This is a genomic window from Inquilinus limosus (genome assembly GCF_002195995.1).
In the GTDB taxonomy this organism is placed as follows: domain Bacteria; phylum Pseudomonadota; class Alphaproteobacteria; order DSM-16000; family Inquilinaceae; genus Inquilinus; species Inquilinus limosus_C.
Window position 1 is genome coordinate 42,460 of the sequence record NZ_NHON01000038.1, and the last position, 22,165, is coordinate 64,624.

Below are 22,165 nucleotides of genomic sequence, written 5' to 3' on the forward strand. Positions count from 1 at the left end.
GGATCATCGGCTGCACGACCCGATGATCCGGTCGACCGACAGCATCGGCACCGCCGCGGCGCCGCGGCGCTCGAACCGGCCATGAACCAGGAGGCAGCCGCCCGATGCCCAGGCGCGCCAGATCTCGTTACGGGCCTGCTCCAGCAGTTCGGGCCGCGCCGCGATCACCGGCGGCGCGTCCCCCGCATAGGCCGGCGGGACGGTTCCGGCGGCGACGCTCTCGTCATCGACCGGCACCACGCCGCGCCACGGGCAAGGCTGCTTCAGGCAGCGGACGCCGGTGTCGCCGACCCGGAACAGGCCGGGCGGCGCCTCCTCCCGCCCCGCCGCGCCGGCAAAGGGCAGGGTTGCCGCCAGCACGGCCACGGCTGCCGTCAATGCCAGGGATCGTCTCATGCCGCCCTCCTTGCCGCCGTCTCCACGCTCCCGGACCGCCATGGCGAAAGCATGGCTTCGTTCCCACTCCGGCCCTCACCCCGGTTTTCGACCAGCCTAGACGGATTCGGCACCCACGACAGTCGCTTCGGCGTAAAGCACTCGGCAATGGGGGGATTCATCCGCTACAACTCTGGGGATGACTCTGATCACCTCCTCCGCCGAGCTCGCCGCCTTCTGCGACCGCATGGCAGCAGCCGACTACATCGCCATCGACACCGAGTTCATGCGCGAGCACACCTTCTGGCCGAAGCTGTGCCTGGTGCAGATCGCCGGGCTGGACGAGGCGGCGGCGATCGACCCGCTGGCCCCCGGCATCGACCTGGAGCCGCTGTTCACGCTGGTGCACAACCCGAAGGTGCTGAAGGTCTTCCACTCCGCCCGCCAGGACGTGGAGATCTTCGACCACCTGACCGGCCGGGTGCCGACGCCGCTGTTCGACACCCAGGTCGCGGCGATGGTGTGCGGCTTCGGCGAATCGGTCAGCTACGAGAACCTGGTCGGCAAGCTGGCCAATGCGCGGATCGACAAATCCTCGCGCTTCACCGACTGGTCGCACCGGCCGCTGACCGAGCGCCAGATCGACTATGCCCTGGCCGACGTGATCCATCTGCGCCCGGCCTATGAGGCGCTGCGCCGCCAGCTGACCAAGTCGGGCCGCGAGGCGTGGCTGGCCGAGGAGATGGCGATCCTCTGCGACCCCGGCACCTATCGCACCGAGCCGGACCAGGCCTGGCTGCGGCTGAAGCCGCGCAACGCCTCGGCCAAGTTCCTGGCGATCCTGCGCGAGGTGGCGGCCTGGCGCGAGCGCGAGGCGCAGAAGCGCGACATCCCGCGCGGCCGTATCCTGAAGGACGAGGCCCTCCTGGAGATCGCGGCGCACACCCCGCGCGACATCGACGGCATGGCCCGGATCCGCGGCATGAGCCGCAACATGGCCGAGGGCTGGCAGGGCCAGGGGCTGATCGCGGCGGTCGAGCGCGGCCTGGCGACACCGCCCGACCAGGCGCCGAAGCTGGCGCAGCGCCCGCCGACCCCGCCCGGCATCGCGCCGCTGGTCGAGCTGATGCGCGTGCTGCTGAAGATGAAATGCGAGGATGAGGGCGTGGCCCAGAAGCTGGTCGCCGGCAGCGACGACCTGGAGGCCATCGCCATGGACGACGACGCCGAGGTGCCGGCGCTGCACGGCTGGCGCCGCGAGCTGTTCGGCGAGGATGCCCTGGCGCTCAAGCGCGGCGGCATCGCCCTGGCGGTGCAGGGCCGGCGGATCCGGGTGGTCACGCTCTAGCCCCCGAACCGCTGCCCCTCCGCGCGCGACGGCGAGGGAGGCATTGTGTCCGATTGCCCGGGGCGACCGTTCGCGTCATCAAGGAGCAGACGTTCAAGGGGGAAGCGGATGATGCGGAGCGCCCTGATCGGACTCGTCCTTCTCGCCGCGCCCGCGGCCTCCGCGCAGCAGCAGGAGCCGCGCTTCGCCTGGCCCGCCGCCTGCACCCTGGGCCAGGACTGCTTCATCCAGAACTATGTCGACGCCGATCCCAGCCCCGGCCGAGCCGATTTCCACTGCGGCCCGCTCACCTACGACGGGCATGACGGCACCGACATCCGGCTGCCCGATCTGGCGACGATGCAGCGCGGCGTCGAAGTCCTGGCCGCCGCCGACGGCACGGTGCTGCGCGTCCGCGACGGGCAGCCCGACGTCTCGGTGGACGAGCGGGGCAAGACGGCGATCGAGGGGATCGAGGCCGGCAACGGCGTGATCATCGACCATGGCAACGGCTGGCAGACCCTGTACGCCCATATGAAGCGCGGCAGCCTGAAGGTGAAGCCTGGCGAGATGGTGAAGGCGGGCCAGCCGCTGGGCCAGATCGGCCTGTCCGGCGACACCGAGTTCCCGCATGTGCATTTCAGCATCCTCAAGGGCGAGGAACGGATCGATCCCTTCACCGATGAGGCGAAGGGTGCAGGCTGCACGACGGCGGGGCATTCGCTGTGGGCGACCGACGTTCCCTATATCGCCACCGGCCTGCTGATCGCCGGCTTCGCCACGGGTCCAGCCGACACGAATGCCGCCCGGCTCGGCCGCTACGCCGACCTCAAGGGCGACCGTCAGGCGCCGCTGGTGATGTGGGCCGAAAGCTTCGGCGTCCAGGCCGGCGACCTGCAGACCGTCACCATCGCCGCCCCGGATGGCACCTTGGCGTTCCAGGACCAGAAGCCGCTGCCGTCCTCGAAGATCAGCTGGTTCGCCTTCGCCGGCAAGCGGGCGCCGAAGGATGGCGGCTGGAAGCCCGGCACCTATACCGGCCGCTACCGGCTGGAGCGCAACGGCGCCATGCTGATCGACGTCGAGCGCAAGCTGGAGATGCCATGACCGCCACCGCCCCGATCCTCTACGGCGCCCGCTACAGCGTCTATGTCCGCGCCGCCCTGATGGCGCTGCAGGAGAAGGGCGTGGGCTTCGATCTGGTCGAGGTCGACATCTTCGCCGCCGAGGGGCCGCCGCCGGGCTATCTCGGCCGCCACCCCTTCGGCCGTATCCCGGCCTTCGAGCATGACGGCTTCGCGCTGTACGAGACCGCGGCGATCACCCGCTATGTCGACGAGGCGTTTCCCGGGCCGGCGCTGCAGCCCGCCGACGCCCGCGGCCGGGCCCGGATGACGCAGGTCATCGGCGTGCTCGACAGCTACGCCTATCGACCGCTGGTCTGGGACATCTATGTCGAGCGGGTGTCGAAGCCGAAGGCGGGCCGGCCGAGCGACGAGGCGCTGATCGCCGCCGCCCTGCCGCGCGCCGGGCTGTGCCTGGATGTGCTCGAGGGCTTCCTCGGCGACGGCCCGTGGCTCGTGGGTGACGCGCTCAGCCTCGCCGACCTGCACGCGGCCCCGGTCATCGACTATTTCCGGATGGCGCCCGAGGGGCGCGACCTGCTGGCGCGGCACGAGCGGCTGGCCGCCTGGTGGGATCGCATCGCCGCCCGCCCGAGCGCCGGGGTGCTGGGGCGAAGCTAGCGGAAGGTCGGGCGGTCACGGCGGCGCGAGCGCGCCCGGCACGATATCGGTGTTCTGGGCGATCCGGATCCGCCAGCCGCCCGCGGCCTCGGTCAGCACCAGAAGCAGTATGCCTTGCCGCGGTTCGGCCGGCGCGCCGTCCGGCAAACTCAGGCCGGTCAGCGTCCAGGTCACGTGCAAGGCGGCGATCCCCGCCGGCCCCAGGCGGGTGATCTCGGCGATCTCGCCTTCCAGATGGCTCTGCTTGAAGATGGTCTCGTGGGTCGCCGCATGGGCGGCCTCGATTTCCTCCCGGCTCCGCCACCACAGGCCGACGACATTGACGAAGTCCGCGTCCTCCGCGAACAGCGCGGCCAGGGACGCTGCGTCGTGACGGTTCCAGGCCGCGATGAACGCGGCCGGAACGTCCTCCAGCCGAAGCCGCTCCGACACCATCGGATCCTCGCCCGCGAGCAATATCTAATTGAATTTTACCACGAATTTGCACTCGCAGAAATCGGGTCACTCCCAGACATGCGAGCGGCCGGGCGCCAGCAGGACCGAGCGCAGATGGGCGACCATCCGCGCCTCGTTCTCGGCCGAACGGCTGGCCGGCCGTGATGTCGCGCGCGGGCCTTCGTCATCCAGGCCCCGCCGCGCCGCAATCGAACTCTCGTGATCCATGGATCCCCCGTCATATCGTCCCGGCGATTCCAGCGCGCAAACATGGCGTCATCGCGCCGATCCGAGGTCAGGGCCCGCCTTATTTGCGGCACCGGTCGGGCCGGGGGCGAACCGCCCGGGTGTCACCCCGAAGCCGGCGCGGAAGCGGGTGATGAAGGCGCTGACGCTGTCATAGCCGACGGCCAGCGCCGCCTCGGTCACCGAAGCTCCGTCGCCGAGCAGCGCCGCCGCCCGGATCAGCCGGGCGTGGTGCCGCCACTGCACGAAGCTCAGCCCGGTCTCGGCCTTGAAGCGCCGCACCAGGCTGCGCTTCGGCAGGTCCAGCGCCGCCGCCCAGTCGTCGAGCCGGCGCGGATCGGCCGGGTCGGCCGCCAGGGCGGCGGTCATCCGGCGCAGCCGCGGGTCGCGCGGCGTCGGCAGGCGCAGCGGCTCCTCCGGCGCGGCGCGCAGCTCGTCCAGCAGCACCGCCAGCAGCCGGTCCCGGCGGCCGGGATCATCCGCCTCGATCTCGATGATCCGGCCCAGCAGCGCCAGAGCCAGCGGCGGCGCCCGCAGCACCGCCGGCCGCGGCGGCAGGCCGGCGGCGTCGAGATAGAGGCTGGTGCCGGCCACCGGTCCCAGCGTCAGCACGCCATGCGGCACGCCCGCCGGCATCCAGCACAGCCGCCCGGACGGCATGATCCAGTCGCCAGCGCCGCTGCGGATCAGGGCCAGGCCGTGGTCGAGGGCGAAGAGCTGGCCGCGGTCATGGGCGTGGATCGGCCCGTCGAAGCGGCCGTCATGGCGGAAGCGGCGGATCTCTATCGGCACGGGTTGGCCAGAATAAGCAATTCTATGGCTCACTCCCGTTAGCACGCCATCCGGCCTCTGGCTAGGGTCAGGGCCTGATCCTGAACCGAGGCTGCCGATGACGCCCCTGCCCCCCGGCCCGCTGCACCGATCGCTCGCCCGGCTCGAAGGCGCCTGGGAGGGCGAGGAGGAGGTGTTCCCCAACCCCTGGGGGCCGAGCGGCCCGGCCCGCGGCCGCTGGGACTTCCGCCTCGACCGCGCCGGCCTGGCGCTGATCCACGACTTCAGCGAGGAGCGCGCGGGCGGATACCGCTTCGACGCGCATGGCGTGCTGACCGTCGACCCGGCGGCGCAGGAGATCGTCTGGTTCTGGTTCGACAGCTATGGCTGGCCGCCGCTGGCCCCGTCGCGCGGAGCCTGGGACGGCGACCGGCTGATGCTGGAAAAGCGCACCCCGCGCGGCATCGGCCGGTCGGTCTTCACCCTCGGGCCTGACCGCTTCATCCATGAGATCGAGAGCCGCCCGGGCGGGCAGGACGGCTTCATCCCGATCATGCGCGGCGTGTTCCACCGGCGAGGCTGAGGCCGGCCGGCACCGGGTCGGCGAAGACGAAGGGCCGGACCAACAGCCGCCGCTTCCAGTGCAAGAGGCCGAGCCCGCCCTGCTCCAGCGCGCCATAGAGGACGAAGCGCGCGCCCCGCACCCGCGGATCCTCGCGCCGCAGCAGCCAGCGCACGATCTCGACGAACAGCAGCTTCATCGCGCCGGAGGACAGGTGGTCGGCATGGCCGAGGAAGCTGACGATGCGGATGATGTTGCCGATCCGGCGCAGCACGATGGTGCCGACCAGCCGGTCCCGCCCGTTGTCGTCGACGAACACGCCCCAGTCGACCGCCCAATGCTCCGGGCACGGCGCATCGAGCCAGGGATCGCCCTTCACGCCGCTGCCGCGGCCGAAGCGCTGGGCGAAGGCCTGGGGCACCGGCCCGCCGGAGCGGAACAGCTTCGACGCCTCGATGTCGCGCATGTCGTCGCCCTGGCCGAAGCGGTCGAAGACCCGGCAGTGATAGCCGGCCTTCGCCGCCTTCCGCGTCTCGCGCAGGATGTAGCCGAAGGACTGGCCGCGGATCGCCTTCTCATAGGCTTCGGCATCGGTGAAACCATCGAGATCCAGCAGGCAGGGCGTGCCCTGCCATAGCCGGGCCAGCCCGTTCGGCCCGCGCCGCGTGTATTTCGCCAGATAATCGCGATGCGCCGACACCATGTGTCGGCAGAGGACGCCGCCGCTGCAACGCTCGGTCTCCAGCCGCAGCGCCGCTTCCGGCAGGTCGGCGGCGCGCAGCCCCCAGACGCGCAGGCGCTGCTCCTTCCGCAGCCGGAACAGCACCGGCTCGACCCCGCCGAGATAGGCCCGCATCGCGATGCCGGAGATAGAGATCGCCATGGAATCTTACCCCGAATTCTTTCGGCTCGGCGCGATTATGGCGAATCCCGGGATCCTCGATCAATGCGTTCGGCTCGAAACCTTCAAAGAATCGCATCCGATTTTACGACAATTCAGCACAAACTGGATGAATTCTGCGAACCACTCCTTCGGCCGGGCTGTTCCGCTGCCGCCCGATCTCTGGCAGGCTGTGCGGGCCGGGGCGTACCGGCGGAGGTCGGATCATGACGCTCGACGACTACCTTCTCTTCCTGCCCGCCTGCTTCGCGCTGAACATGGCGTTCGGCCCGAACAACCTGCTGTCGCTGTCGAACGGCGCCCGCGACGGCACGCTGCGCGCGGTGGCCGCCGCGTCCGGCCGGCTGGTCGCCTTCGCCATCATGATCGCGATCGCCGGGCTCGGCCTCGGCACGCTGCTCACCGCCTCGGAGATCGCCTTCGCGGTGGTGAAATGGCTGGGCGCCGCCTATCTGATCTGGCTCGGCATCAGACTGCTGCGCGCCGACGCGCCGGCGCCGGAACGGATGGCGGCCACGGAACGGCAGCCGCTCAGCACCCTGATCCGGCAGGAATTCTGGGTCGCGGCGGGCAACCCGAAGGCGATCCTGATCTTCACCGCCTTCTTCCCGCAATTCGTGGTGCTGCAGGACTATGCCGCCAGCTTCACCCTGCTGGGCGCCAGCTTCCTGGCGCTGGAGGGGGTGGCGATCACCCTCTATGCCCTGATCGGCGCCCGCCTCGGCCGCTATTTTCGCACCGCCCGGCCGTTCCGCTGGTTCAACCGGGTCTCCGGCGCGCTGATGATCGGCTTCGGCCTGCTGCTCGCCGCCGCCCGCCGGCCGGCGGCGTAGCGGCCCGTCACCCCAGGAACGCTTCGACCACCGCGGTGAAGGCGTCCGCCTGCTCGAGATTGGCGATATGGGCGGCGTCGAGGGCCAGGAAGCGCGCGCCCGGCACGGCGGCCGCGATCTCCTGCCCCCGCTCCGGCGGGGTGCCCTGGTCCTGGCGGCCCGACAGCACCAGCATCGGCGCCCGGATCCGCCCGATCGTCTCGCGCTGGTCCATGTCGCGGATCGCGGCGCAGGTGGCGGCATAGCCTTCGGGCGACGTCGCCAGCAGCTTGCGGCGGATGCCGTCGACCGTTTCCGGCGCCCGCTCGCGGAAGCCCGGGCTGAACCAGCGCCCGATCACACCGTCGACCAGCCCGGTCATGCCGTCGCGCCGCACCGCCTCGATCCGCGGGTCCCAGACCGGTGCGCCGCCGGCAAAGGCGGTGGTGCAGCCGGGCACCAGCCGGCCGACACGCTCCGGCGCGTGGATGCCCAGCCACAGCGCCACCATCCCGCCCAGCGACAGGCCGACGACATCGGCACGGGCAATGCCCAGCGCGTCGAGCAGGCCGACGGCGTCCTGCCCCAGCCGGTCGAGGGTGTAGGGCCCGGCCGGCGCGTCGCTGCCGCCATGGCCGCGATGGTCGTAGCGCAGCACCCGGAAGCGCCGGGCGAGATGCGGCACCTGCGGCGCCCACATCTCGAGATCGACGCCGAGCGCATGCGACAGCAGCAGCGGCGGCCCGTCCTCGGGCCCGTCCAGCCGATAGTGCAGCCGGCATCCATCGATGGTGGCGGTGGGCATGGTCGGCTCTCCTGGCCGGGGGCGGTCGATCGGTCGGGCGCAGGCCCGACTCATCGCGGCGCGGTGCCGCGCGACCCAGTGTGGCCGGATGGGCTATGGAAGTCGATGGCGCCACGTCGCCGGAGATTCGGGCGAAGCACGAGGGAGAGGATGATGACCGACCATCGCCAGCAGGCACCTTCGGCGGCCCGCAACCGGGATCCGATCCTCGCCGTGCTGCGCGGCGTGATGCCCGCGGCCGGCACGGTGCTGGAGATCGCCAGCGGCTCGGGCGAGCACAGCGTGCATTTCGCGCAGGCGCTGCCGGGACTGGTCTTCCAGCCCTCCGATCCGAATCCGGACGCGCGCCTCAGCATCGCGGCCTGGGCGGCGGATAGCGGCCTGGCCAATCTGCGGCCGCCATTGGCGCTCGACGCGGCCTCGCCCTCCTGGCCGGTGACGGCGGCGGACGCGGTGCTGTGCATCAACATGATCCACATCTCGCCCTGGGCCTCGACCGAAGGGCTGATGCGTGGCGCCGCCTCCATCCTGCCGCCGAGCGCCCCGTTGTATCTCTACGGCCCCTATCGCCGCGCCGGCGTGGCGACCGCGCCGAGCAACGAGGCCTTCGACCGCGACCTGCGGCAGCGCAACCCGGCCTGGGGCCTGCGGGACCTGGAGGCCGTCGCCGCCCTCGCCGCCGCGGCCGGCTTCTCCGGCCCCGAGGTCACCGAGATGCCGGCCAACAATCTGAGCGTCGTGTTCCGCCGGCTCTGAGAGCCCGTTTGGAAATGCTACTGGCGCGGCCGTCTGACGGCGGTTTCTGCGCTTCCGGTGCTCACGGACTTAACGTCCGCTGCGCGCCGGTTCTCGAAACCACCGCCAGCCGACTCACGCCAGCGCATTTCGAAACGGGCTCTGACCGGCACCCCAGCGTCAGGCCTCCACCCGCCAGCCCGGCACGGCCTTGCCGCGGAAGACGTGGACATCGTCGCCGCCCGGCACCGCCAGGCGCTCCGGCAGGTCCTCGGCACCGCGGACCAAGGTGACGGTCTCCTCGTTCACCGGCAGGCGGTAGAAGGCCGGGCCGTTCAGCGAGGCGAAAGCCTCGAACCGGTCCAGCGCCCCCTCCTCCTCGAACGCCTGGGCGTAGCAGGCGACCGCGACCCGGGCGTTGAACACGCCGGCACAGCCGCAGGCCGTCTCCTTCGCATGCACCGGATGCGGCGCGGAATCGGTGCCGAGGAAGAAGCGCGGGTCGCCCGATGTGGCCGCCTTGCGCAACGCCAGGCGATGGTGCTCGCGCTTCACCACCGGCAGGCAGTAGTAATGCGGCCGCACCCCGCCCACGAGCAGGTCGTTGCGGTTCAGCACCAGGTGCTGCGGCGTGATCGTCGCCCCGACCATGCCGTCGCCCTGGTCGAGCACGAAATCGACGCCGTCCTGGGTGGTGACGTGTTCCATGACGATCCGCAACTCCGGGAAGTCGGCGCGGATCGGCCGGAGGTGGCGCTCGATGAACACCGCCTCGCGATCGAAGATGTCGATCTCCGGATCCACCACCTCACCATGCACCAGCAGCGGCAGGCCGATCGCCTGCATCCGCTCCAGCACCGGGCGGACCTTGGCCAGGTCGCGCACCCCGCCATGGGAGTTCGTCGTGGCCCCGGCGGGATACAGCTTCACCGCCGTCAGCACGCCCTCCTCCCGGCCGCGGGCGAGGTCGTCCGGGTCGGTGCCCTCGGTCAGATAGGCCGTCATCAGCGGGGTGAAGCGCGCGCCCTCCGGCAGCGCCGCCAGGATGCGGTCGCGATAGGCCCGGGCGTCGGCGGCGGTGACCACCGGCGGGGTCAGGTTCGGCATGACGATGGCGCGGGCGAAATGCGCCGTGCTGTGCGGCAGCACCGCGCGCAGCATGGCGCCGTCGCGCAGATGCAGGTGCCAGTCGTCGGGGCGGCGGATCGTGAGGGTGTCGGTCATGGCGGAGCGTCCTGATGCGGCGGGCGGATCATGGCTATGCGTACTTTAGTCCGCAAGCCCGCTTGCCGGATGGCTGCCCCCGCCCTAAGACACCCCAAATCCGCCGGAGCCCGCCATGATCCTCTCGACCAGCTTCCCCGACCGCAAGACCATCGCCCGCCTGACCGCCCAGGCCTATCTCGAGGCCGGGGCCGTGAGCTTCAACGCCGAGACGCCCTACAAGTTCACCTCGGGCTGGGCCAGCCCGGTCTACACCGACACGCGGCGGCTGATCTCCTTCCCCCGCATCCGCGGCGTGCTGATGGACTTCGCCACCTCGGTGATCCTGAGCGAGATCGGCTTCGAGACCATCGACGCGGTGGCGGGCGGCGAGACCGCCGGCATCTCCTACGCCGCCTGGATCGCCGACCGGCTGGCGCTGCCGATGCAGTATGTCCGCAAGAAGCCAAAGGGCTTCGGCCGCAACGCCCAGATCGAGGGCGTGCTGACCGAAGGCCAGCGGGTGCTGCTGGTCGAGGACCTGAACACCGACGGCCGCAGCAAGGCCAAGTTCTGCCAGGCGCTGCGCGACGCCGGCGCGGTGGTCGAGCACGTCTTCGTCGTGTTCAACTACGGCATCTTCAAGGACACGCCGAAGTTCTTCGAGTCGATCGGGGTCGAGCTGCATGGGCTGGCCACCTGGTGGGACGTGCTGGAGGTCTGCAAGGCCGGCAACCACTTCGACCCGAAGACGCTGGATGAGGTCGAGAAATTCCTGCACGACCCGGTCTCCTGGTCGGCCGCGCATGGCGGCATCGACAAGATGCCCACCGATTGAGCCTCCCCTGACCACCTAATCCCGTCATTGCGAGGAGGCGAAGCCGACGAAGCAATCCAGGGGCCGGTGCGCACCGGCCCCTGGATTGCTTCGCTGCGCTCGCAATGACGGATGTTGGGAATTCCGAAAGGGTGTCGCTGACGGCAGACCGGCCGCCCCGTTCCGACACATGAGCCATGCCCGATCGGCGCGAGACGGGGCCGCCGATCGGGGAGGAAGCTGACGCCAGGCGACGGGGGCGAAGGGAAGGGGCGCGGCCCGCCGCAGCCACGGCTCAGAGGCCCGACATGCAGGGATGGACTTCCCAGCAGCGGAGCGTCGTGATCGCCAGCTTCCTCGGCTGGACCCTCGACGCCTTCGACTTCTTCCTCCTCGTCTTCATCCTGACCGACATTTCCCAGGAATTCGGCACCGGCGCCGAGACCACCTCCTGGCTGGTGACGCTGACCCTGGCGATGCGGCCGGTCGGCGCCTTCCTGTTCGGTCGCGCCGCCGACCGCTTCGGCCGCCGGCCGACCCTGATGGTCGACGTGCTGGCCTATTCCCTGCTGGAATTCGCCTCGGGCTTCGCCCCGACCTTCACCGTGCTGCTGATCCTGCGCATGCTGTACGGCATCGCCATGGGCGGCGAATGGGGCGTCGGCGCCTCGCTGACCATGGAGACGGTGCCGGTGCGCTCGCGCGGCTTCGTCTCCGGCCTGCTGCAGGCGGGCTATCCGACCGGCTACCTGCTGGCTTCGGTCGTCTACGGCCTGTTCTTCGATTCGATCGGCTGGCGCGGCATGTTCATGATCGGCGTGCTGCCGGCGCTGCTGGTGCTGTTCATCCGCCGCAGCGTGCCGGAATCGCCGTCCTGGACCGAGACCAGGGCCACGCGCGAGGGCATCTCGCTGGGCGACACGCTGCGCCGGCACTGGCGGCTGGGCCTCTACGCCATCCTGCTGATGACCGCCTTCAACTTCTTCAGCCACGGCACCCAGGACATCTACCCGACCTTCCTCAAGGTCCAGCACGGCATGGGCCCGCACGAGGTCAGCCTGATCGCCATCGTCTACAATATCGGCGCCATCCTCGGCGGCCTGGTCTGCGGCTCGCTGTCGGAGCGCTTCGGCCGGCGGCGGGTGATCATCGTCGCGGCGCTGCTGGCCCTGCCGGCGCTGCCGCTCTGGGCCTTCTCCACCGGCCCGGTGCTGCTGGCCGCCGGCGCCTTCCTCATGCAGGTCGCGGTGCAGGGCGCCTGGGGCGTGATCCCGGCGCATCTGAACGAGCTGTCGCCGGAAGAGGCGCGCGGCACCTTCCCCGGCTTCGTCTACCAGACCGGCAACCTGCTGGCGGCGATCAATCTCACCCTGCAGACCCACATCGCCGTCACCAACGGCAACGATTATGCCCTGGCCATGGCCTGGGTGACCGGGGTGGTGGCGGTGGCGATCGCGCTGCTGATCGCCTTCGGTCCCGAGCGGCGCGGCGTCGCCTTCGGCATGGCGCGGCTGCGCTCGGAGCTCGCCTCCAGCCCCGCGCCGGGAGAGTAGCGGCCCTGCCGGACGGGGGCGGGCGGCCGTGCTATAACACGCCGCCCGACCCGCCGGGCCCTATCGTGATGCTCCGCCATGCCGGATGAGCTGCAGCTCCTCGACCTGATCGGCCAGATCTATGATGCTGCGATCGGCGACGAGGACTGGACCCGGGTCCTCGACCGCCTGTCCCGTCTGCTCGGCGGTCACGCGGCGGTGCTGCAGCGCCCCCACGCGCCGGACCAAAGGGTGCAGGCGCTGGTGAGCGGCATCGACGCCGCCTATGTCGAGCTGTATGGCGCCCGCTATCACGCCCTGCTGCCGATCGCGTCCTGGCTGCCGCGGATGCCCGGCGGATCCGTCTTCGTCGACCGCATGCTGCTGCCGGACCAGGATTATGTCCGGACCGAGWTCTACACCGATTTCCTGACGCCGCAGGACCAGCATGCCAGCCTGTCCTGGCTCGCCCGCGGCCGGGCCGGCAGCCGGGCCACCCCCGCGATGGTCTCGATCTGGCGGTCGCGGCGGCAGCCGGAATGGGAGCCGGCGCAGCTCCGCCTGCTGCACCGGCTCGCCCCGCATCTCGAGCAGGCGCTGGAGATCGAGCGGCGGCTCGGCGCCGGCGCGGCGCGCCAGGTGGCGGCCAGCCTGACCCGCGGCGCCGCGACGCTGACCTGGCGCGAGCGGGATTGCCTGGCGCGGATCGCCCGCGGCGCCTCCAGCAAGGAGATCGCGCGCCAGCTCGATCTGTCGATCCACACGATCAACGAGTATATCGAGGCGGCGATGCGGAAGCTGGAGGCGACCAGCCGAAGCCAAGCGGTGGCCAAGGCCCTGGTGCTCGACCTGCTCGAGGAGTGATCCCCTAATCCTCGGGGATTGAGGCTTGCCCTGCAATCCGCGACCCTCTGCGTGAAGAGTCACGAGGTGCGGCCGAACGCAATTCCGGTTTTTTTGCGTCGAGAAGGAAACAATTCGACGCAAATTCTGTTCTGATTGTGGACGGCAGCCGGCGCGGCGCGGACGTGCCCCAGGGGTGGAGGTGGACAGATGAATCCGGTTCTGATCGCAGCCTTCGGGCTGATCGCGGTGCTGCTGTGGCGCGCCGGACCGGCCTTCGCCGCTGTCATCGGCGGCACGGCCCTGTCGGCGGCGGTCCTGCTGATGACCCTGCACTGACAGCCGTGACGTCCGCGAGCGCGGCCGGGCAGGATGATGCGGACGTCGGAGGCGCCGCCGATGAAAGCCGCCGCGGTGCTCTTCGTCCCCGAACGCAGACGAGACGGCCGGCCCGCAGCACCGCGATCAGCCCGAAGGCTGCGATCAGAACCGGATTCATCTGTCCACCTCCACCCCTGGGGCACGTCCGCCAGGCCGCGGTCTTTTGTGGCAGGGAGCCCGTCGAGGCCAATGAACCAGCCCCGAGGGAGCAGCCCCCTCCCGCCTGATCCGTCCGAACCGGAACGGCGCCGGCCGTCCCGCGGCGGGCGGTCGAAAATCCATAAAATCTGCTATAGTCCCGAACGGACGCCAGCTTCGCGCCGGCGGCCGGTCGTGCCTTTGTCTTGCTTCGCCATGCCGGATGACCGCGCCATTGCCGAGCTGGTCGGCCAGACCTACGACGCCGCGCTCGGCGACGAGGACTGGACGGTCGTGCTGCGCCGGATCGTGGAGCTGCTCGGCGGAGAGGCGGCGGCGCTGCATCCGACCGGTGCACCGATGGCGGCCGACATCGCCATCCGCGTCGGCTGCGATCCCGCCTATGTCCCGCTCTACAACGCCCATTACCACGCGACCTGGCCGATCCTGCCGATGATGCGGCAGCTGCAGGCCAAGCCGGTCTTCGTCGACCGCATGCTGGTCCCCCAGGCCGACTTCATCCGGACGGAATTCTACAACGACTATGTCCGGCCGCAGGGCGGCCACAGCGGCCTCTACTGGGTCGATTTCAACCGCAGCGGCCTTGGCGCGCATCTCTCGCTCTGGCGTTCGGAGCGCCGCCCCGACTGGAGCGACGAGGAGGTCCGGCTGCTGCGGCATCTCGGCCCGCATGTCGGCCGCGCGCTGAAGATCCATGGCCGCCTGTCCGCGGCCGCCTCGCGCCACGGTGGCACGCCGCTGCTGGCGCCGCGTGAGCGCGACTGCCTGGCCTGGGTCGCCCGCGGCGCCTCCAGCAAGCAGGCGGCCCAGCAGCTGGCCCTGTCGGTCTACACCGTCAACGAGTACGTCGCCTCGGCGATGCGCAAGCTGCAGGCGACGAGCCGCAGCGAGGCCGTGGCCAGCGCCCTCAGCCTCGGCCTGCTCAACCCGTAGGCTCAATCCCCCAATCCTGGGGGATTGAGAGGTTTTTCCCATCCCGGGACAATATCCGCAGTCAATGACGCACCCCGGCACAGCCGGTCCGGCCGCGGCGGCCCGGCTCCGCGCGGCCGCTCCGCATCCACCTCCATCCGATGGAGCCCGCCCGAGCGGCGGGCCCGAGAGAGGATTGACCATGGTTCTTCGAGTTTCCGCGGCCCTGATCTCCATCGTCCTGCTGGCGGGCGCCACGGCCCGGGCGCAGGACGCCCAGACCGCCCCGGCCCAGGCGGCCCCGGCGCTGTGCCAGACGGTCGGCGGCACCGGCAGCCTGGAGGCGGAGCTGCTGTTCGGCCGCAACATCGAGGGCAAGGGCACGGTCACCGAGGCGCAGTGGTCGGACTTCCTGGCCAGGGAGGTGACGCCCCGCTTCCCGGACGGGCTGACGGTGCTGCAGGCCTCCGGCCAGTGGCGCGACAGCGAGACCGGCAAGATCGTGCACGAGCCGTCCTTCATCGTCATGATCCTGGCGCCGAACGCGCCGGACACGCTGGCCCACCTGTCCGAGATCCGGACCGCCTACAAGACGCGGTTCCACCAGCAGTCGGTCGGCCTGACCCTGTCCAAGACCTGCGTCGATTTCTGACCGGCGCCACGGCCGGGCCGGCCGTCTCGTCTGCGTTCGGGGACGAAGAGCACCGCGGCGGCTTTCATCGGCGGCGCCTCCGACGTCCGCATCATCCTGCCCGGCCGCGTCGCGCTGACGGCCGGCGACCTCCTCCTCTCGCCGCGCAGGCCTGGCCTGCGGGCATCCCTCCGATCCATCCTCACAGGAGAGTCCCATGAGATGGGATGGCGACGACACCGACAACCAGATTCCCCGTCCCGGCCAGGACAACAGCGGCAATGACGAGCTCTGGGGCCATGGCGGCAACGACCTGCTCAGCGGCGGCGATGGCAATGACCTCCTGATCGGGGGCACCGGGGGCGACACGATGTTCGGCGGCGCCGGCATCGACGAGATCAGCTACTTTCAGAGCAAGGCTGGCGTGACGGTCAACCTGACCACGCTGACCGCGTCCGGCGGCGAAGCCGCCAGGGATGTGATCCACGGCGACATCGAGAATATCGAGGGCAGCGACCTCAACGACGTCCTGACCGGTTCCGCCGTCGCCAACAGCATCTGGGGCGATCTGGGCAATGACGTCATCTCAGGCATGGGCGGCAATGACACGCTCACCGGCGACTCCGGCGATGACACGCTGCGTGGCGGGGATGGCAACGACCTGCTCTCCGGCCTCGACCAGAACGACACGCTGTCCGGCGAGACCGGCGCCGACCAGCTGGGTGGCGGCGACGGCAATGACGGTCTCGACGGCGGCATCGGCAACGACCAGCTCGACGGCGGCAACGGCGACGATGTCCTGCGCGGCGGCGCCGGGGCCGACGACATCTTCGGCGGCAGCGGCAGCGACACGGCGACCTACAGCGAGGGCACGGTCGGGGTCACCGTCAGCCTCGCCGACGGCACCGGGCATGGCGGCAATGCGGAGGGCGACACGCTGACCTTCATCGAGAACCTGATCGGCAGCCAGGGCAACGACACCCTCATCGGCGGTACCGACGCCAACACGCTGGACGGCGGCGGCGGCAACGACACGCTCTTCGGCGTCGACAGCAACGACGTGCTCCGCGGCGGCGCGGGCGCCGACCATCTCGACGGCGGCCTCGACATCGACACCGCCAGCTATTTCAGCGGGACGACCGGGGTGACCGTCAACCTGGCCACCGGAACCGGCAGCGGCGGCGATGCCCAGGGCGACACGCTGGTCTCGATCGAGAACCTGTCCGGCAGCCGGGGCAATGACAGGCTGATCGGCGCCGGCGGTGCCAACACCCTGCAGGGCTGGAACGGCAACGACACGCTCCAGGGCGGCGCCGGGCACGACACCCTCACCGGCGGCGCCGGGGCCGACCGCTTCGTCTTCACCGCGCTGAGCGACAGCGTGGCGGGGACCAATGCCGACCGGATCACCGATTTCAGCCATGCGGCGGGGGACAGGATCGACCTGCACCTCATCGATGCCGCCACCGGCACGGCCAGCGACCAGGCTTTCCACTTCATCGGCACCGCCGCCTACGACCACCATGCCGGCGAGCTGCGCTTCGCCTTCACTTCGCCGACCACCACCACCATCGGCGGCGACGTCAACGGCGACGGCGTCTCCGACTTCAACATCGTTCTGTCCGGCCATGTCAGCCTGACCGCAGCCGACTTCGTGCTCTGAACCGGCCGGGGCTGGCCGGTATCAGAAGAGATCAATCCATATGATCCGCAACACGAAGCCTACATCCGTAGTCCGAATGACCATCAATGCCCCGGCATGATCTGGAATAGATCACGGCTTCGACATCAGTGCTTATCGCGATGTCGGCCCACTGGTCATCAGACCTGACGGGCGCAGCGGCGCGCTGCCGACAGGGCCATCAGGCAACCCGGCCGCAGATCCGGACCTCACGACCCGGCGGCAAGGACCGCCGGTCGGCAACAAGGAGAGATGCTTTGAGAGCACGTTTCGCGATCACCCTGCTGACGGCCGTCGCGCTCGGCACGCTCGCCGCCCCGGCGATGGCCGAGGTGAAGCTGGGTCTCGGCGCGCCGCTGACCGGCCCCAACGCCCCGATCGGCGAGCAGTTCCGCCGCGGTGCCGACGCCGCGGTCAAGGCGCTGAACGCGTCCGGTGGCGTCAATGGCGAGCAGGTGACGCTGGTCTATGGCGACGACGCGTCGGACCCGCGCCAGGGCGTCGCGGCGGCCAACGACATGATCAACCAGGGCGTGGTGGCCGTGATCGGGCACTACAATTCCAGCGTCTCGATCCCGGCCTCGACCGTCTATGCCGAGGAAGGTGTGCTGCAGATCACCCCGGGATCGACCAACCCGCAGCTGACCGAGCAGGGCATCAAGACCGTGTTCCGCACCTGTGGCCGCGACGACCAGCAGGGCGACGTCGCCGGCAAGTTCCTGGCCACAGCCTATAAGGGCCGCAAGGTCGCGATCCTCGAGGACCAGACCACCTACGGCAAGGGCGTGGCGGACACCACCAAGGCGCGGATGAACAGCCTGGGCCTGCAGGAGGTGATGTATGAGGGCATCACCGTCGGCGAGCGCGACTTCTCGGCGATCGTCTCGAAGATGAAGGCGGCGAGTGTCGACGCCGTGTTCTTCGGCGGCCTCTACAACGAGGGCGGCCTGATCCTGCGCCAGATGCGCGACCAGGGGGTGAAGGCGCAGTTCCTGTCGCCCGACGGCACCGTGTCGCAGGAGTTCTGGGGCATCACCGGGCCGTCCGGCCAGGGCGCCCTGGTCACCTTCGGGCCGGAGATGCGCGACCAGCCGCAGGCCAGGGACGCTGTCGCCAAGCTGCGCGCCGAGGGCTACGACCCGGAGGGCTACACCCTCTACACCTATGCCGCCGTCCAGGCCTGGGCCGCGGCGGCGAAGAAGGCCGGGTCGACCGACGGCGCCAAGGTCGCCGCGGCGCTGCATGACGGCAGCGCCTATGACACGGTGATCGGGCCGCTGACCTTCGACGCCAAGGGCGACCCGACCGGCAGCAACTACGTCCTCTACAGCTGGCAGGACGGCAAGATGGTGCAGTTGACCGACGCGCAGGTGGCCAAGCTGGGCCACTGAGGATCAGGCCGGGGCGCGGACGATCCGTGCCCCGGCCTGGCTTCAGGCCGCGAAGTCCTCGATCCGGTCGGCCGCGGCGCGGTCGTAGCCGCGGCTGGCCTCGAGCAGCTGGCGGGTATAGGGCTGGGCCACGCTGCCGTCATGCAGCTGCGCCGCGGTCAGCGTCTCGACGATGCGGCCGCGATTCATCACCGCCAGCCGGTCGCACATCACCGACACCACGGCGAGGTTGTGGGTGACCAGCAGATAGGTCAGCCCGCGCTCGGCCCTGAGGCGCTTCAGCAGGTTCAGGATTTCCGCCTGCACCGAGACGTCGAGCGCCGAGGTCGGCTCGTCCAGCAGCAGCACCCGCGGCTCCAGCACCAGCGCCCGGGCGATGGCGACGCGCTGGCGCTGCCCGCCCGACAGCTGGTGCGGGTAGCGGAAGCGGAAGCTGGGCCCGAGCCCGACCTCCTGCAGCGCCCGTTCGACCCGGGCGTCGCGGTTGTCGAAGCCATGGATCGCCAGCGGCTCCATCAGCGTCGCGTCCACGGTCTGGCGCGGATGCAGCGAGCCATAGGGGTCCTGGAACACCATCTGGCACAGCTTGAAGAAGCCCTTGTCGCGGTGCCGCCCCTGCTCCCGCCCGTCGACCGTGACCCGGCCGGTCCAGTCCCAGTTCAGGCCGGAAAGGGCCCGCAGGATGGTCGACTTGCCGGAGCCGCTTTCGCCCACCAGCCCGTAGCTCTCGCCCCGCTCCACCGCCAGCGAGGCGCCACGCACCGCATGGGTGTCGCCGAACATGACGTCCAGATCTTCGATCGCGATCATCGGATCCGCCATGGTCATGCCTCCAGCCAGGCCGGGTCGCGCTGCAGCACCGGCAGGAACGGCCTGGTGTCGCCGATCTGCGGCAGCGATTCGAGCAGGCCGCGGGTGTAGGGATGCTTCGCGTGGTGCAGCTCCGCCGCCCGGCAGCTCTCCACCACCCGGCCGGCATACATGATCAGGATGCGGTCGCAGAAGCTGGCCACCAGGTTCAGGTCATGGCTGATGAAGATCAGCCCCATGCCGCGCTGGGTCACCAGGTCGTCGATGATCGCCAGCACCTGCATCTGCACGGTGACGTCCAGCGCCGAGGTCGGTTCGTCAGCGATCAGCAGGTCCGGGTCGGGGATCAGCATCATCGCGATCATGATGCGCTGCCCCATGCCGCCCGAGACCTCGTGCGGGTACAGGCCCCACACCCGCTCCGGGTCTCGGATGCGCACCGCCTCGAACATCTCCAGCACCCGGCGCTTGGCCTCGCCGGCCGAGGCACGCTTGTGGATGCGGTAGGCCTCGGCCACCTGCTCGCCCACTGTGGCGACCGGGTTGAGCGAGAATTTCGGGTCCTGCATCACCATCGAGATGCGGCGGCCGCGGATGGCGCGCATCTGCCGCTCGCTCTGGCGCTGCAGGTCGATGCCGTCGAACACCAGCCGGTCGGCCTGGGCCCGGCCGGGCGGCCCGACCAGCCGCAGGATCGAGCGGCCGGTCATCGACTTGCCGGAGCCGCTTTCGCCGACGATGCCCAGCTTCTCGCGGCCGAGGGTGAAGCTCATGCCGCGCACGGCCCGGACCGGGCCCTTGGCGGTGTCGAAGGTGACCGAGAGGTTCTCGACCTCCAGCAGAGGCGCGCTCACGACTGGCCTCCCTGCTTCGGGTCGAGGATGTCGCGGAGGCCGTCGCCGAGCAGATTGAAGCCCAGGCTGACCACGAAGATGGCGATGCCGGGCATGGTCGCGACCCACCACTGGTCGAGGATGAAGCTGCGGCCCTTGGAGATCATCGCGCCCCATTCCGGCAGCGGCGGCTGGGCGCCGAGGCCGAGGAAGCCGAGGCCGGCCGCGGTCAGGATGATGCCGGCCATGTCGAGCGTGACCCGGACAATCACCGAGGACAGGCACAGCGGCACGATGTGCCGGGCGACGATGCGGGCGCTGGAGGCGCCCTGCAGCCTGACCGCGCTGATGAAGTCGGCGTGGCGGATGGTCAGCGTCTCCGCCCGGGCGATGCGGGCATAGGGCGGCCAGGAGGTGATGGCGATGGCGATGATCGCATTCTCGATGCCGGGGCCGAGGGCGGCGACGAAGGCCAGCGCCAGGATCAGCTTCGGGAAGGCCAGGAAGATGTCGGTGATGCGCATCAGCACCGCGTCGACCCAGCCGCCGAGATAGCCGGAGACGGTGCCGATCAGGAGGCCGACCGGCGCCGCGGTGATCGCCACCAGCACGACGATCAGCAGGGTCAGCCGGGTGCCGTAGATGATGCGGGACCAGATGTCCCGGCCGAGCTCGTCGGTGCCCAGCCAATGCGCGGCGCTGAAGGGCTGCAGCCGGTCGGCCAGGTTCTGCTCGATCGGCGATTGGTGCGCCAGCAGCGGCGCGATCGCGGCGGCGACCAGCAGCAGCAGGACGATGACGAGGCCGACCATCGCCAGCGGGTTGCGGGCCAGGCCGAGCCACAGCAGGTAGAGGCGCCCGAGCCGGGCCTGGCCGCGCGAATGCGGCGTGTCGGACAAGAGCCAGCCACGCCAGGTGTCGGGCTTTGGCAGGGTGTCGGTGGAATGTGTCATCGCCCCGCTCCACCTGGCACTTTGAGTCCCCCCTCCCCTCGCGGGAGGGGGGTAGGGGGAGGGGGTTCGCGCCGCATAGCAGCCGGCAGATTGCTGCCCGACGTCACCATGGATGGAGTCTCCCAGGCCTTGGAAAGCCGGCTGTCGTGTCGACAACCCCCTCCCCCTACCCCTCTCCCGCAAGGGGAGGGGGGACAAGAAAGGGGCAGCCTTGTGAAAATCGGACGCCCCATCATCGCGCCCTCGGGTCCAGCACGCGGTACAGGAGGTCGGACAGCATGTTCAGCCCGATATAGACGGCGCCGACGACGATGGTGCCGCCAAGCACCGCGTTCATGTCGGCATTGAGCAGGGAGTTGGTGATGTACTGGCCGAGGCCCGGCCAGGCGAACACCGTCTCGGTCAGCACCGCGCCCTCCAGCAGCCCTGCGTAGGACAGAGCGACCACGGTCAGCAGCGGCACCCGGATGTTGCGGAAGGCGTGGCGCCAGATCACCGCCCGCTCCGACACGCCCTTGACCCGCGCCGTGGTCACATACTCCTGGCGCAGTTGGTCCAGCATGAAGGACCGGGTCATCCGGCTGATATAGGCCAGGCTGTAGTACCCCAGCAGCGCCGCCGGCAGGATCAGGTGGTCGATGGCGTTCCAGAACACGTCCCATTCGCCAGCCAGCGCGGCGTCGAGCGTGATCACGCCGGTGACGGGATCCACCAGCCCGTCATAGAACACGTCGAGCCGCCCGGGCCCCCCAACCCAGCTGAGCTTGGCGTAGAACAGCAGCAGGCCGACCAAGCCAAGCCAGAAGATCGGCACCGAATAGCCGATCAGCCCGACCACCCTGACGAGATGGTCGGGCCATCGGCCGCGATGCACTGCCGCCAGCACCCCGGCCGGCACGCCGATGACGATGCCGAACAGGACGCCGAGCGTCGCCAGCTCCAGCGTCGCCGGGAACACCCGGCCGATATCCTCCAGCACCGGCCGCGAGGTCAGCACCGAGGTGCCGAGATCGCCCGACAGCACGTCCCCGGCATAGCGGGCGAACTGGTCCCACAGCGGCTTGTCGAGGCCGAGCTCGAGCCGCGCCTTCTCATAGACGTCGCGCGGCGCCCGGTCGCCGACCACGGCGAGCACCGGGTCGATCGGCACCACCCGGCCGATGAAGAAGGTGACCAGGAGGAGGCCGAAGAAGGTGGTCGCCAGCGAGGCGACCACGCCGGCGATGCGGAGGGCGAGGCCACGCCGGCGCCGGCGTCGGGCGGCGCCGGTCTGGGCCGGCGCCGGTCCCGGCTGGAGATTGGTTG

The 22,165-nt window shown here is 70.2% G+C and carries 25 protein-coding genes; 14 read left to right on the plus strand and 11 right to left on the minus strand.

All coding sequences use genetic code 11. From position 1 onward, the window contains the following. Window positions 1–3: 3 nt before the first annotated feature. A complete protein-coding gene (locus tag BWR60_RS19870; protein WP_144445675.1) occupies window positions 4–396 on the minus strand; it encodes a hypothetical protein in 393 nt (130 codons plus the stop codon). A gap of 178 nt (window positions 397–574) precedes the next feature. Between BWR60_RS19870 and rnd the strand changes: the two genes are divergently transcribed. The 3 genes from rnd to BWR60_RS19885 all read left to right on the plus strand — a co-directional run bounded on the left by rnd (window position 575) and on the right by BWR60_RS19885 (window position 3,447). Continuing rightward, entirely contained in the window at window positions 575–1,723 is a 1,149-nt protein-coding gene (rnd, locus tag BWR60_RS19875) for a ribonuclease D (protein WP_088152746.1), read from the plus strand. A 108-nt stretch (window positions 1,724–1,831) separates the two neighbouring features. Continuing rightward, a complete protein-coding gene (locus BWR60_RS19880; protein ID WP_088152747.1) occupies window positions 1,832–2,809 on the plus strand; it encodes a M23 family metallopeptidase in 978 nt (325 codons plus the stop codon). Further along, on the plus strand, window positions 2,806–3,447 hold the full coding sequence (locus BWR60_RS19885; protein WP_088152748.1) for a glutathione S-transferase family protein: 642 nt from the start codon (window positions 2,806–2,808) through the stop codon (window positions 3,445–3,447). The genes BWR60_RS19880 and BWR60_RS19885 overlap by 4 nt, the downstream gene beginning before the upstream one ends. A 15-nt stretch (window positions 3,448–3,462) precedes the next feature. Here the strand turns inward: BWR60_RS19885 and BWR60_RS19890 are convergent, their stop codons facing one another. The 3 genes from BWR60_RS19890 to BWR60_RS19895 form a co-directional block, all read right to left on the minus strand. Continuing rightward, entirely contained in the window at window positions 3,463–3,882 is a 420-nt protein-coding gene (locus BWR60_RS19890) for an SgcJ/EcaC family oxidoreductase (protein WP_088152749.1), read from the minus strand. A gap of 66 nt (window positions 3,883–3,948) precedes the next feature. Then, window positions 3,949–4,110, minus strand: coding sequence for a hypothetical protein (locus BWR60_RS37145; RefSeq protein ID WP_179221849.1), 162 nt, complete (start codon window positions 4,108–4,110; stop codon window positions 3,949–3,951). Between the two features lie 48 nt (window positions 4,111–4,158). Beyond that, entirely contained in the window at window positions 4,159–4,920 is a 762-nt protein-coding gene (locus BWR60_RS19895; protein ID WP_088152750.1) for a helix-turn-helix transcriptional regulator, read from the minus strand. Between the two features lie 97 nt (window positions 4,921–5,017). Here BWR60_RS19895 and BWR60_RS19900 point away from each other — a divergent pair, with 97 nt between their 5' ends. Continuing rightward, window positions 5,018–5,482, plus strand: a complete 465-nt coding sequence (locus BWR60_RS19900) for a DUF1579 family protein (protein ID WP_088152751.1) — start codon at window positions 5,018–5,020, stop codon at window positions 5,480–5,482. On the opposite strand, the gene BWR60_RS19905 is transcribed toward BWR60_RS19900, so the two are convergent. Continuing rightward, window positions 5,451–6,344 (minus strand): hypothetical protein, encoded by an 894-nt coding sequence (locus BWR60_RS19905; protein WP_088152752.1) that lies wholly within the window; start codon window positions 6,342–6,344, stop codon window positions 5,451–5,453. The two genes, BWR60_RS19900 and BWR60_RS19905, sit on opposite strands and share 32 nt — an antisense overlap. A gap of 224 nt (window positions 6,345–6,568) precedes the next feature. Here BWR60_RS19905 and BWR60_RS19910 point away from each other — a divergent pair, with 224 nt between their 5' ends. Then, entirely contained in the window at window positions 6,569–7,195 is a 627-nt protein-coding gene (locus BWR60_RS19910; RefSeq protein WP_088152753.1) for a LysE family translocator, read from the plus strand. A gap of 7 nt (window positions 7,196–7,202) precedes the next feature. Here BWR60_RS19910 and pcaD read toward each other — a convergent pair whose 3' ends face one another. Beyond that, on the minus strand, window positions 7,203–7,979 hold the full coding sequence (gene pcaD / locus BWR60_RS19915) for a 3-oxoadipate enol-lactonase (RefSeq protein ID WP_088152754.1): 777 nt from the start codon (window positions 7,977–7,979) through the stop codon (window positions 7,203–7,205). 153 nt (window positions 7,980–8,132) lie between these two features. On the opposite strand from pcaD, the gene BWR60_RS19920 reads away from it, so the two are divergent. Further along, window positions 8,133–8,735, plus strand: coding sequence for a DUF938 domain-containing protein (locus BWR60_RS19920; RefSeq protein WP_088152782.1), 603 nt, complete (start codon window positions 8,133–8,135; stop codon window positions 8,733–8,735). Window positions 8,736–8,894: 159 nt separating this feature from the next. On the opposite strand, the gene pyrC is transcribed toward BWR60_RS19920, so the two are convergent. Continuing rightward, window positions 8,895–9,938 (minus strand): dihydroorotase, encoded by a 1,044-nt coding sequence (gene pyrC, locus BWR60_RS19925; protein ID WP_088152755.1) that lies wholly within the window; start codon window positions 9,936–9,938, stop codon window positions 8,895–8,897. Between the two features lie 115 nt (window positions 9,939–10,053). Between pyrC and BWR60_RS19930 the strand changes: the two genes are divergently transcribed. The 8 genes from BWR60_RS19930 (at window position 10,054) to BWR60_RS19960 (ending at window position 18,264) form a co-directional block, all read left to right on the plus strand. Then, on the plus strand, window positions 10,054–10,755 hold the full coding sequence (locus BWR60_RS19930) for an orotate phosphoribosyltransferase (protein WP_088152756.1): 702 nt from the start codon (window positions 10,054–10,056) through the stop codon (window positions 10,753–10,755). Between the two features lie 287 nt (window positions 10,756–11,042). Then, the gene (locus BWR60_RS19935) at window positions 11,043–12,287 is read left to right on the plus strand and encodes an MFS transporter (protein ID WP_088152757.1); all 1,245 of its coding nucleotides are present in this window, start codon (window positions 11,043–11,045) and stop codon (window positions 12,285–12,287) included. A 78-nt stretch (window positions 12,288–12,365) separates the two neighbouring features. Beyond that, window positions 12,366–13,130: a helix-turn-helix transcriptional regulator gene (locus BWR60_RS19940; protein ID WP_088152758.1), complete on the plus strand. Its 765-nt coding sequence runs from the start codon at window positions 12,366–12,368 to the stop codon at window positions 13,128–13,130. A gap of 189 nt (window positions 13,131–13,319) precedes the next feature. Beyond that, entirely contained in the window at window positions 13,320–13,448 is a 129-nt protein-coding gene (locus tag BWR60_RS38700) for a hypothetical protein (RefSeq protein ID WP_275542392.1), read from the plus strand. A 375-nt stretch (window positions 13,449–13,823) separates the two neighbouring features. Then, a complete protein-coding gene (locus BWR60_RS19945) occupies window positions 13,824–14,582 on the plus strand; it encodes a helix-turn-helix transcriptional regulator (RefSeq protein WP_179221850.1) in 759 nt (252 codons plus the stop codon). A gap of 181 nt (window positions 14,583–14,763) precedes the next feature. Continuing rightward, entirely contained in the window at window positions 14,764–15,213 is a 450-nt protein-coding gene (locus BWR60_RS19950; RefSeq protein ID WP_088152760.1) for a DUF3574 domain-containing protein, read from the plus strand. A 196-nt stretch (window positions 15,214–15,409) separates the two neighbouring features. Further along, the gene (locus BWR60_RS38705; protein ID WP_088152761.1) at window positions 15,410–16,855 is read left to right on the plus strand and encodes a calcium-binding protein; all 1,446 of its coding nucleotides are present in this window, start codon (window positions 15,410–15,412) and stop codon (window positions 16,853–16,855) included. Window positions 16,856–17,130: 275 nt separating this feature from the next. Then, window positions 17,131–18,264, plus strand: a complete 1,134-nt coding sequence (locus BWR60_RS19960) for a branched-chain amino acid ABC transporter substrate-binding protein (RefSeq protein ID WP_230983111.1) — start codon at window positions 17,131–17,133, stop codon at window positions 18,262–18,264. Window positions 18,265–18,306: 42 nt separating this feature from the next. Here BWR60_RS19960 and BWR60_RS19965 read toward each other — a convergent pair whose 3' ends face one another. The 4 genes from BWR60_RS19965 to BWR60_RS19980 all read right to left on the minus strand — a co-directional run bounded on the left by BWR60_RS19965 (window position 18,307) and on the right by BWR60_RS19980 (window position 22,085). Beyond that, window positions 18,307–19,092 (minus strand): ABC transporter ATP-binding protein, encoded by a 786-nt coding sequence (locus BWR60_RS19965; protein ID WP_429913032.1) that lies wholly within the window; start codon window positions 19,090–19,092, stop codon window positions 18,307–18,309. Further along, entirely contained in the window at window positions 19,089–19,928 is an 840-nt protein-coding gene (locus tag BWR60_RS19970) for an ABC transporter ATP-binding protein (RefSeq protein ID WP_179221851.1), read from the minus strand. Before BWR60_RS19970 ends, BWR60_RS19965 begins: the two co-directional genes overlap by 4 nt. Continuing rightward, the gene (nikC, locus tag BWR60_RS19975) at window positions 19,925–20,860 is read right to left on the minus strand and encodes a nickel transporter permease (protein WP_088152763.1); all 936 of its coding nucleotides are present in this window, start codon (window positions 20,858–20,860) and stop codon (window positions 19,925–19,927) included. The genes BWR60_RS19970 and nikC overlap by 4 nt, the downstream gene beginning before the upstream one ends. A 232-nt stretch (window positions 20,861–21,092) precedes the next feature. Next, entirely contained in the window at window positions 21,093–22,085 is a 993-nt protein-coding gene (locus BWR60_RS19980) for an ABC transporter permease (protein ID WP_088152785.1), read from the minus strand. Window positions 22,086–22,165 lie beyond the last annotated feature (80 nt).

Bases quoted from the DNA above. Each gene is read 5' to 3' on its own strand.
- BWR60_RS19890 (WP_088152749.1), bottom strand. From the start codon at position 3,882: ATGGTGTCGGAGCGGCTTCGGCTGGAGGACGTTCCGGCCGCGTTCATC.
- BWR60_RS19935 (WP_088152757.1), top strand. From the start codon at position 11,043: ATGCAGGGATGGACTTCCCAGCAGCGGAGCGTCGTGATCGCCAGCTTC.
- BWR60_RS19950 (WP_088152760.1), top strand. From the start codon at position 14,764: ATGGTTCTTCGAGTTTCCGCGGCCCTGATCTCCATCGTCCTGCTGGCG.
- BWR60_RS19880 (WP_088152747.1), top strand. From the start codon at position 1,832: ATGATGCGGAGCGCCCTGATCGGACTCGTCCTTCTCGCCGCGCCCGCG.
- pyrC (WP_088152755.1), bottom strand. From the start codon at position 9,938: ATGACCGACACCCTCACGATCCGCCGCCCCGACGACTGGCACCTGCAT.
- BWR60_RS38705 (WP_088152761.1), top strand. From the start codon at position 15,410: ATGAGATGGGATGGCGACGACACCGACAACCAGATTCCCCGTCCCGGC.
- BWR60_RS19870 (WP_144445675.1), bottom strand. From the start codon at position 396: ATGAGACGATCCCTGGCATTGACGGCAGCCGTGGCCGTGCTGGCGGCA.
- BWR60_RS19930 (WP_088152756.1), top strand. From the start codon at position 10,054: ATGATCCTCTCGACCAGCTTCCCCGACCGCAAGACCATCGCCCGCCTG.
- BWR60_RS19885 (WP_088152748.1), top strand. From the start codon at position 2,806: ATGACCGCCACCGCCCCGATCCTCTACGGCGCCCGCTACAGCGTCTAT.
- BWR60_RS19910 (WP_088152753.1), top strand. From the start codon at position 6,569: ATGACGCTCGACGACTACCTTCTCTTCCTGCCCGCCTGCTTCGCGCTG.
- BWR60_RS38700 (WP_275542392.1), top strand. From the start codon at position 13,320: ATGAATCCGGTTCTGATCGCAGCCTTCGGGCTGATCGCGGTGCTGCTG.
- nikC (WP_088152763.1), bottom strand. From the start codon at position 20,860: ATGACACATTCCACCGACACCCTGCCAAAGCCCGACACCTGGCGTGGC.
- rnd (WP_088152746.1), top strand. From the start codon at position 575: ATGACTCTGATCACCTCCTCCGCCGAGCTCGCCGCCTTCTGCGACCGC.
- BWR60_RS19965 (WP_429913032.1), bottom strand. From the start codon at position 19,092: ATGACCATGGCGGATCCGATGATCGCGATCGAAGATCTGGACGTCATG.
- pcaD (WP_088152754.1), bottom strand. From the start codon at position 7,979: ATGCCCACCGCCACCATCGATGGATGCCGGCTGCACTATCGGCTGGAC.
- BWR60_RS19905 (WP_088152752.1), bottom strand. From the start codon at position 6,344: ATGGCGATCTCTATCTCCGGCATCGCGATGCGGGCCTATCTCGGCGGG.
- BWR60_RS19900 (WP_088152751.1), top strand. From the start codon at position 5,018: ATGACGCCCCTGCCCCCCGGCCCGCTGCACCGATCGCTCGCCCGGCTC.
- BWR60_RS19920 (WP_088152782.1), top strand. From the start codon at position 8,133: ATGACCGACCATCGCCAGCAGGCACCTTCGGCGGCCCGCAACCGGGAT.
- BWR60_RS37145 (WP_179221849.1), bottom strand. From the start codon at position 4,110: ATGGATCACGAGAGTTCGATTGCGGCGCGGCGGGGCCTGGATGACGAA.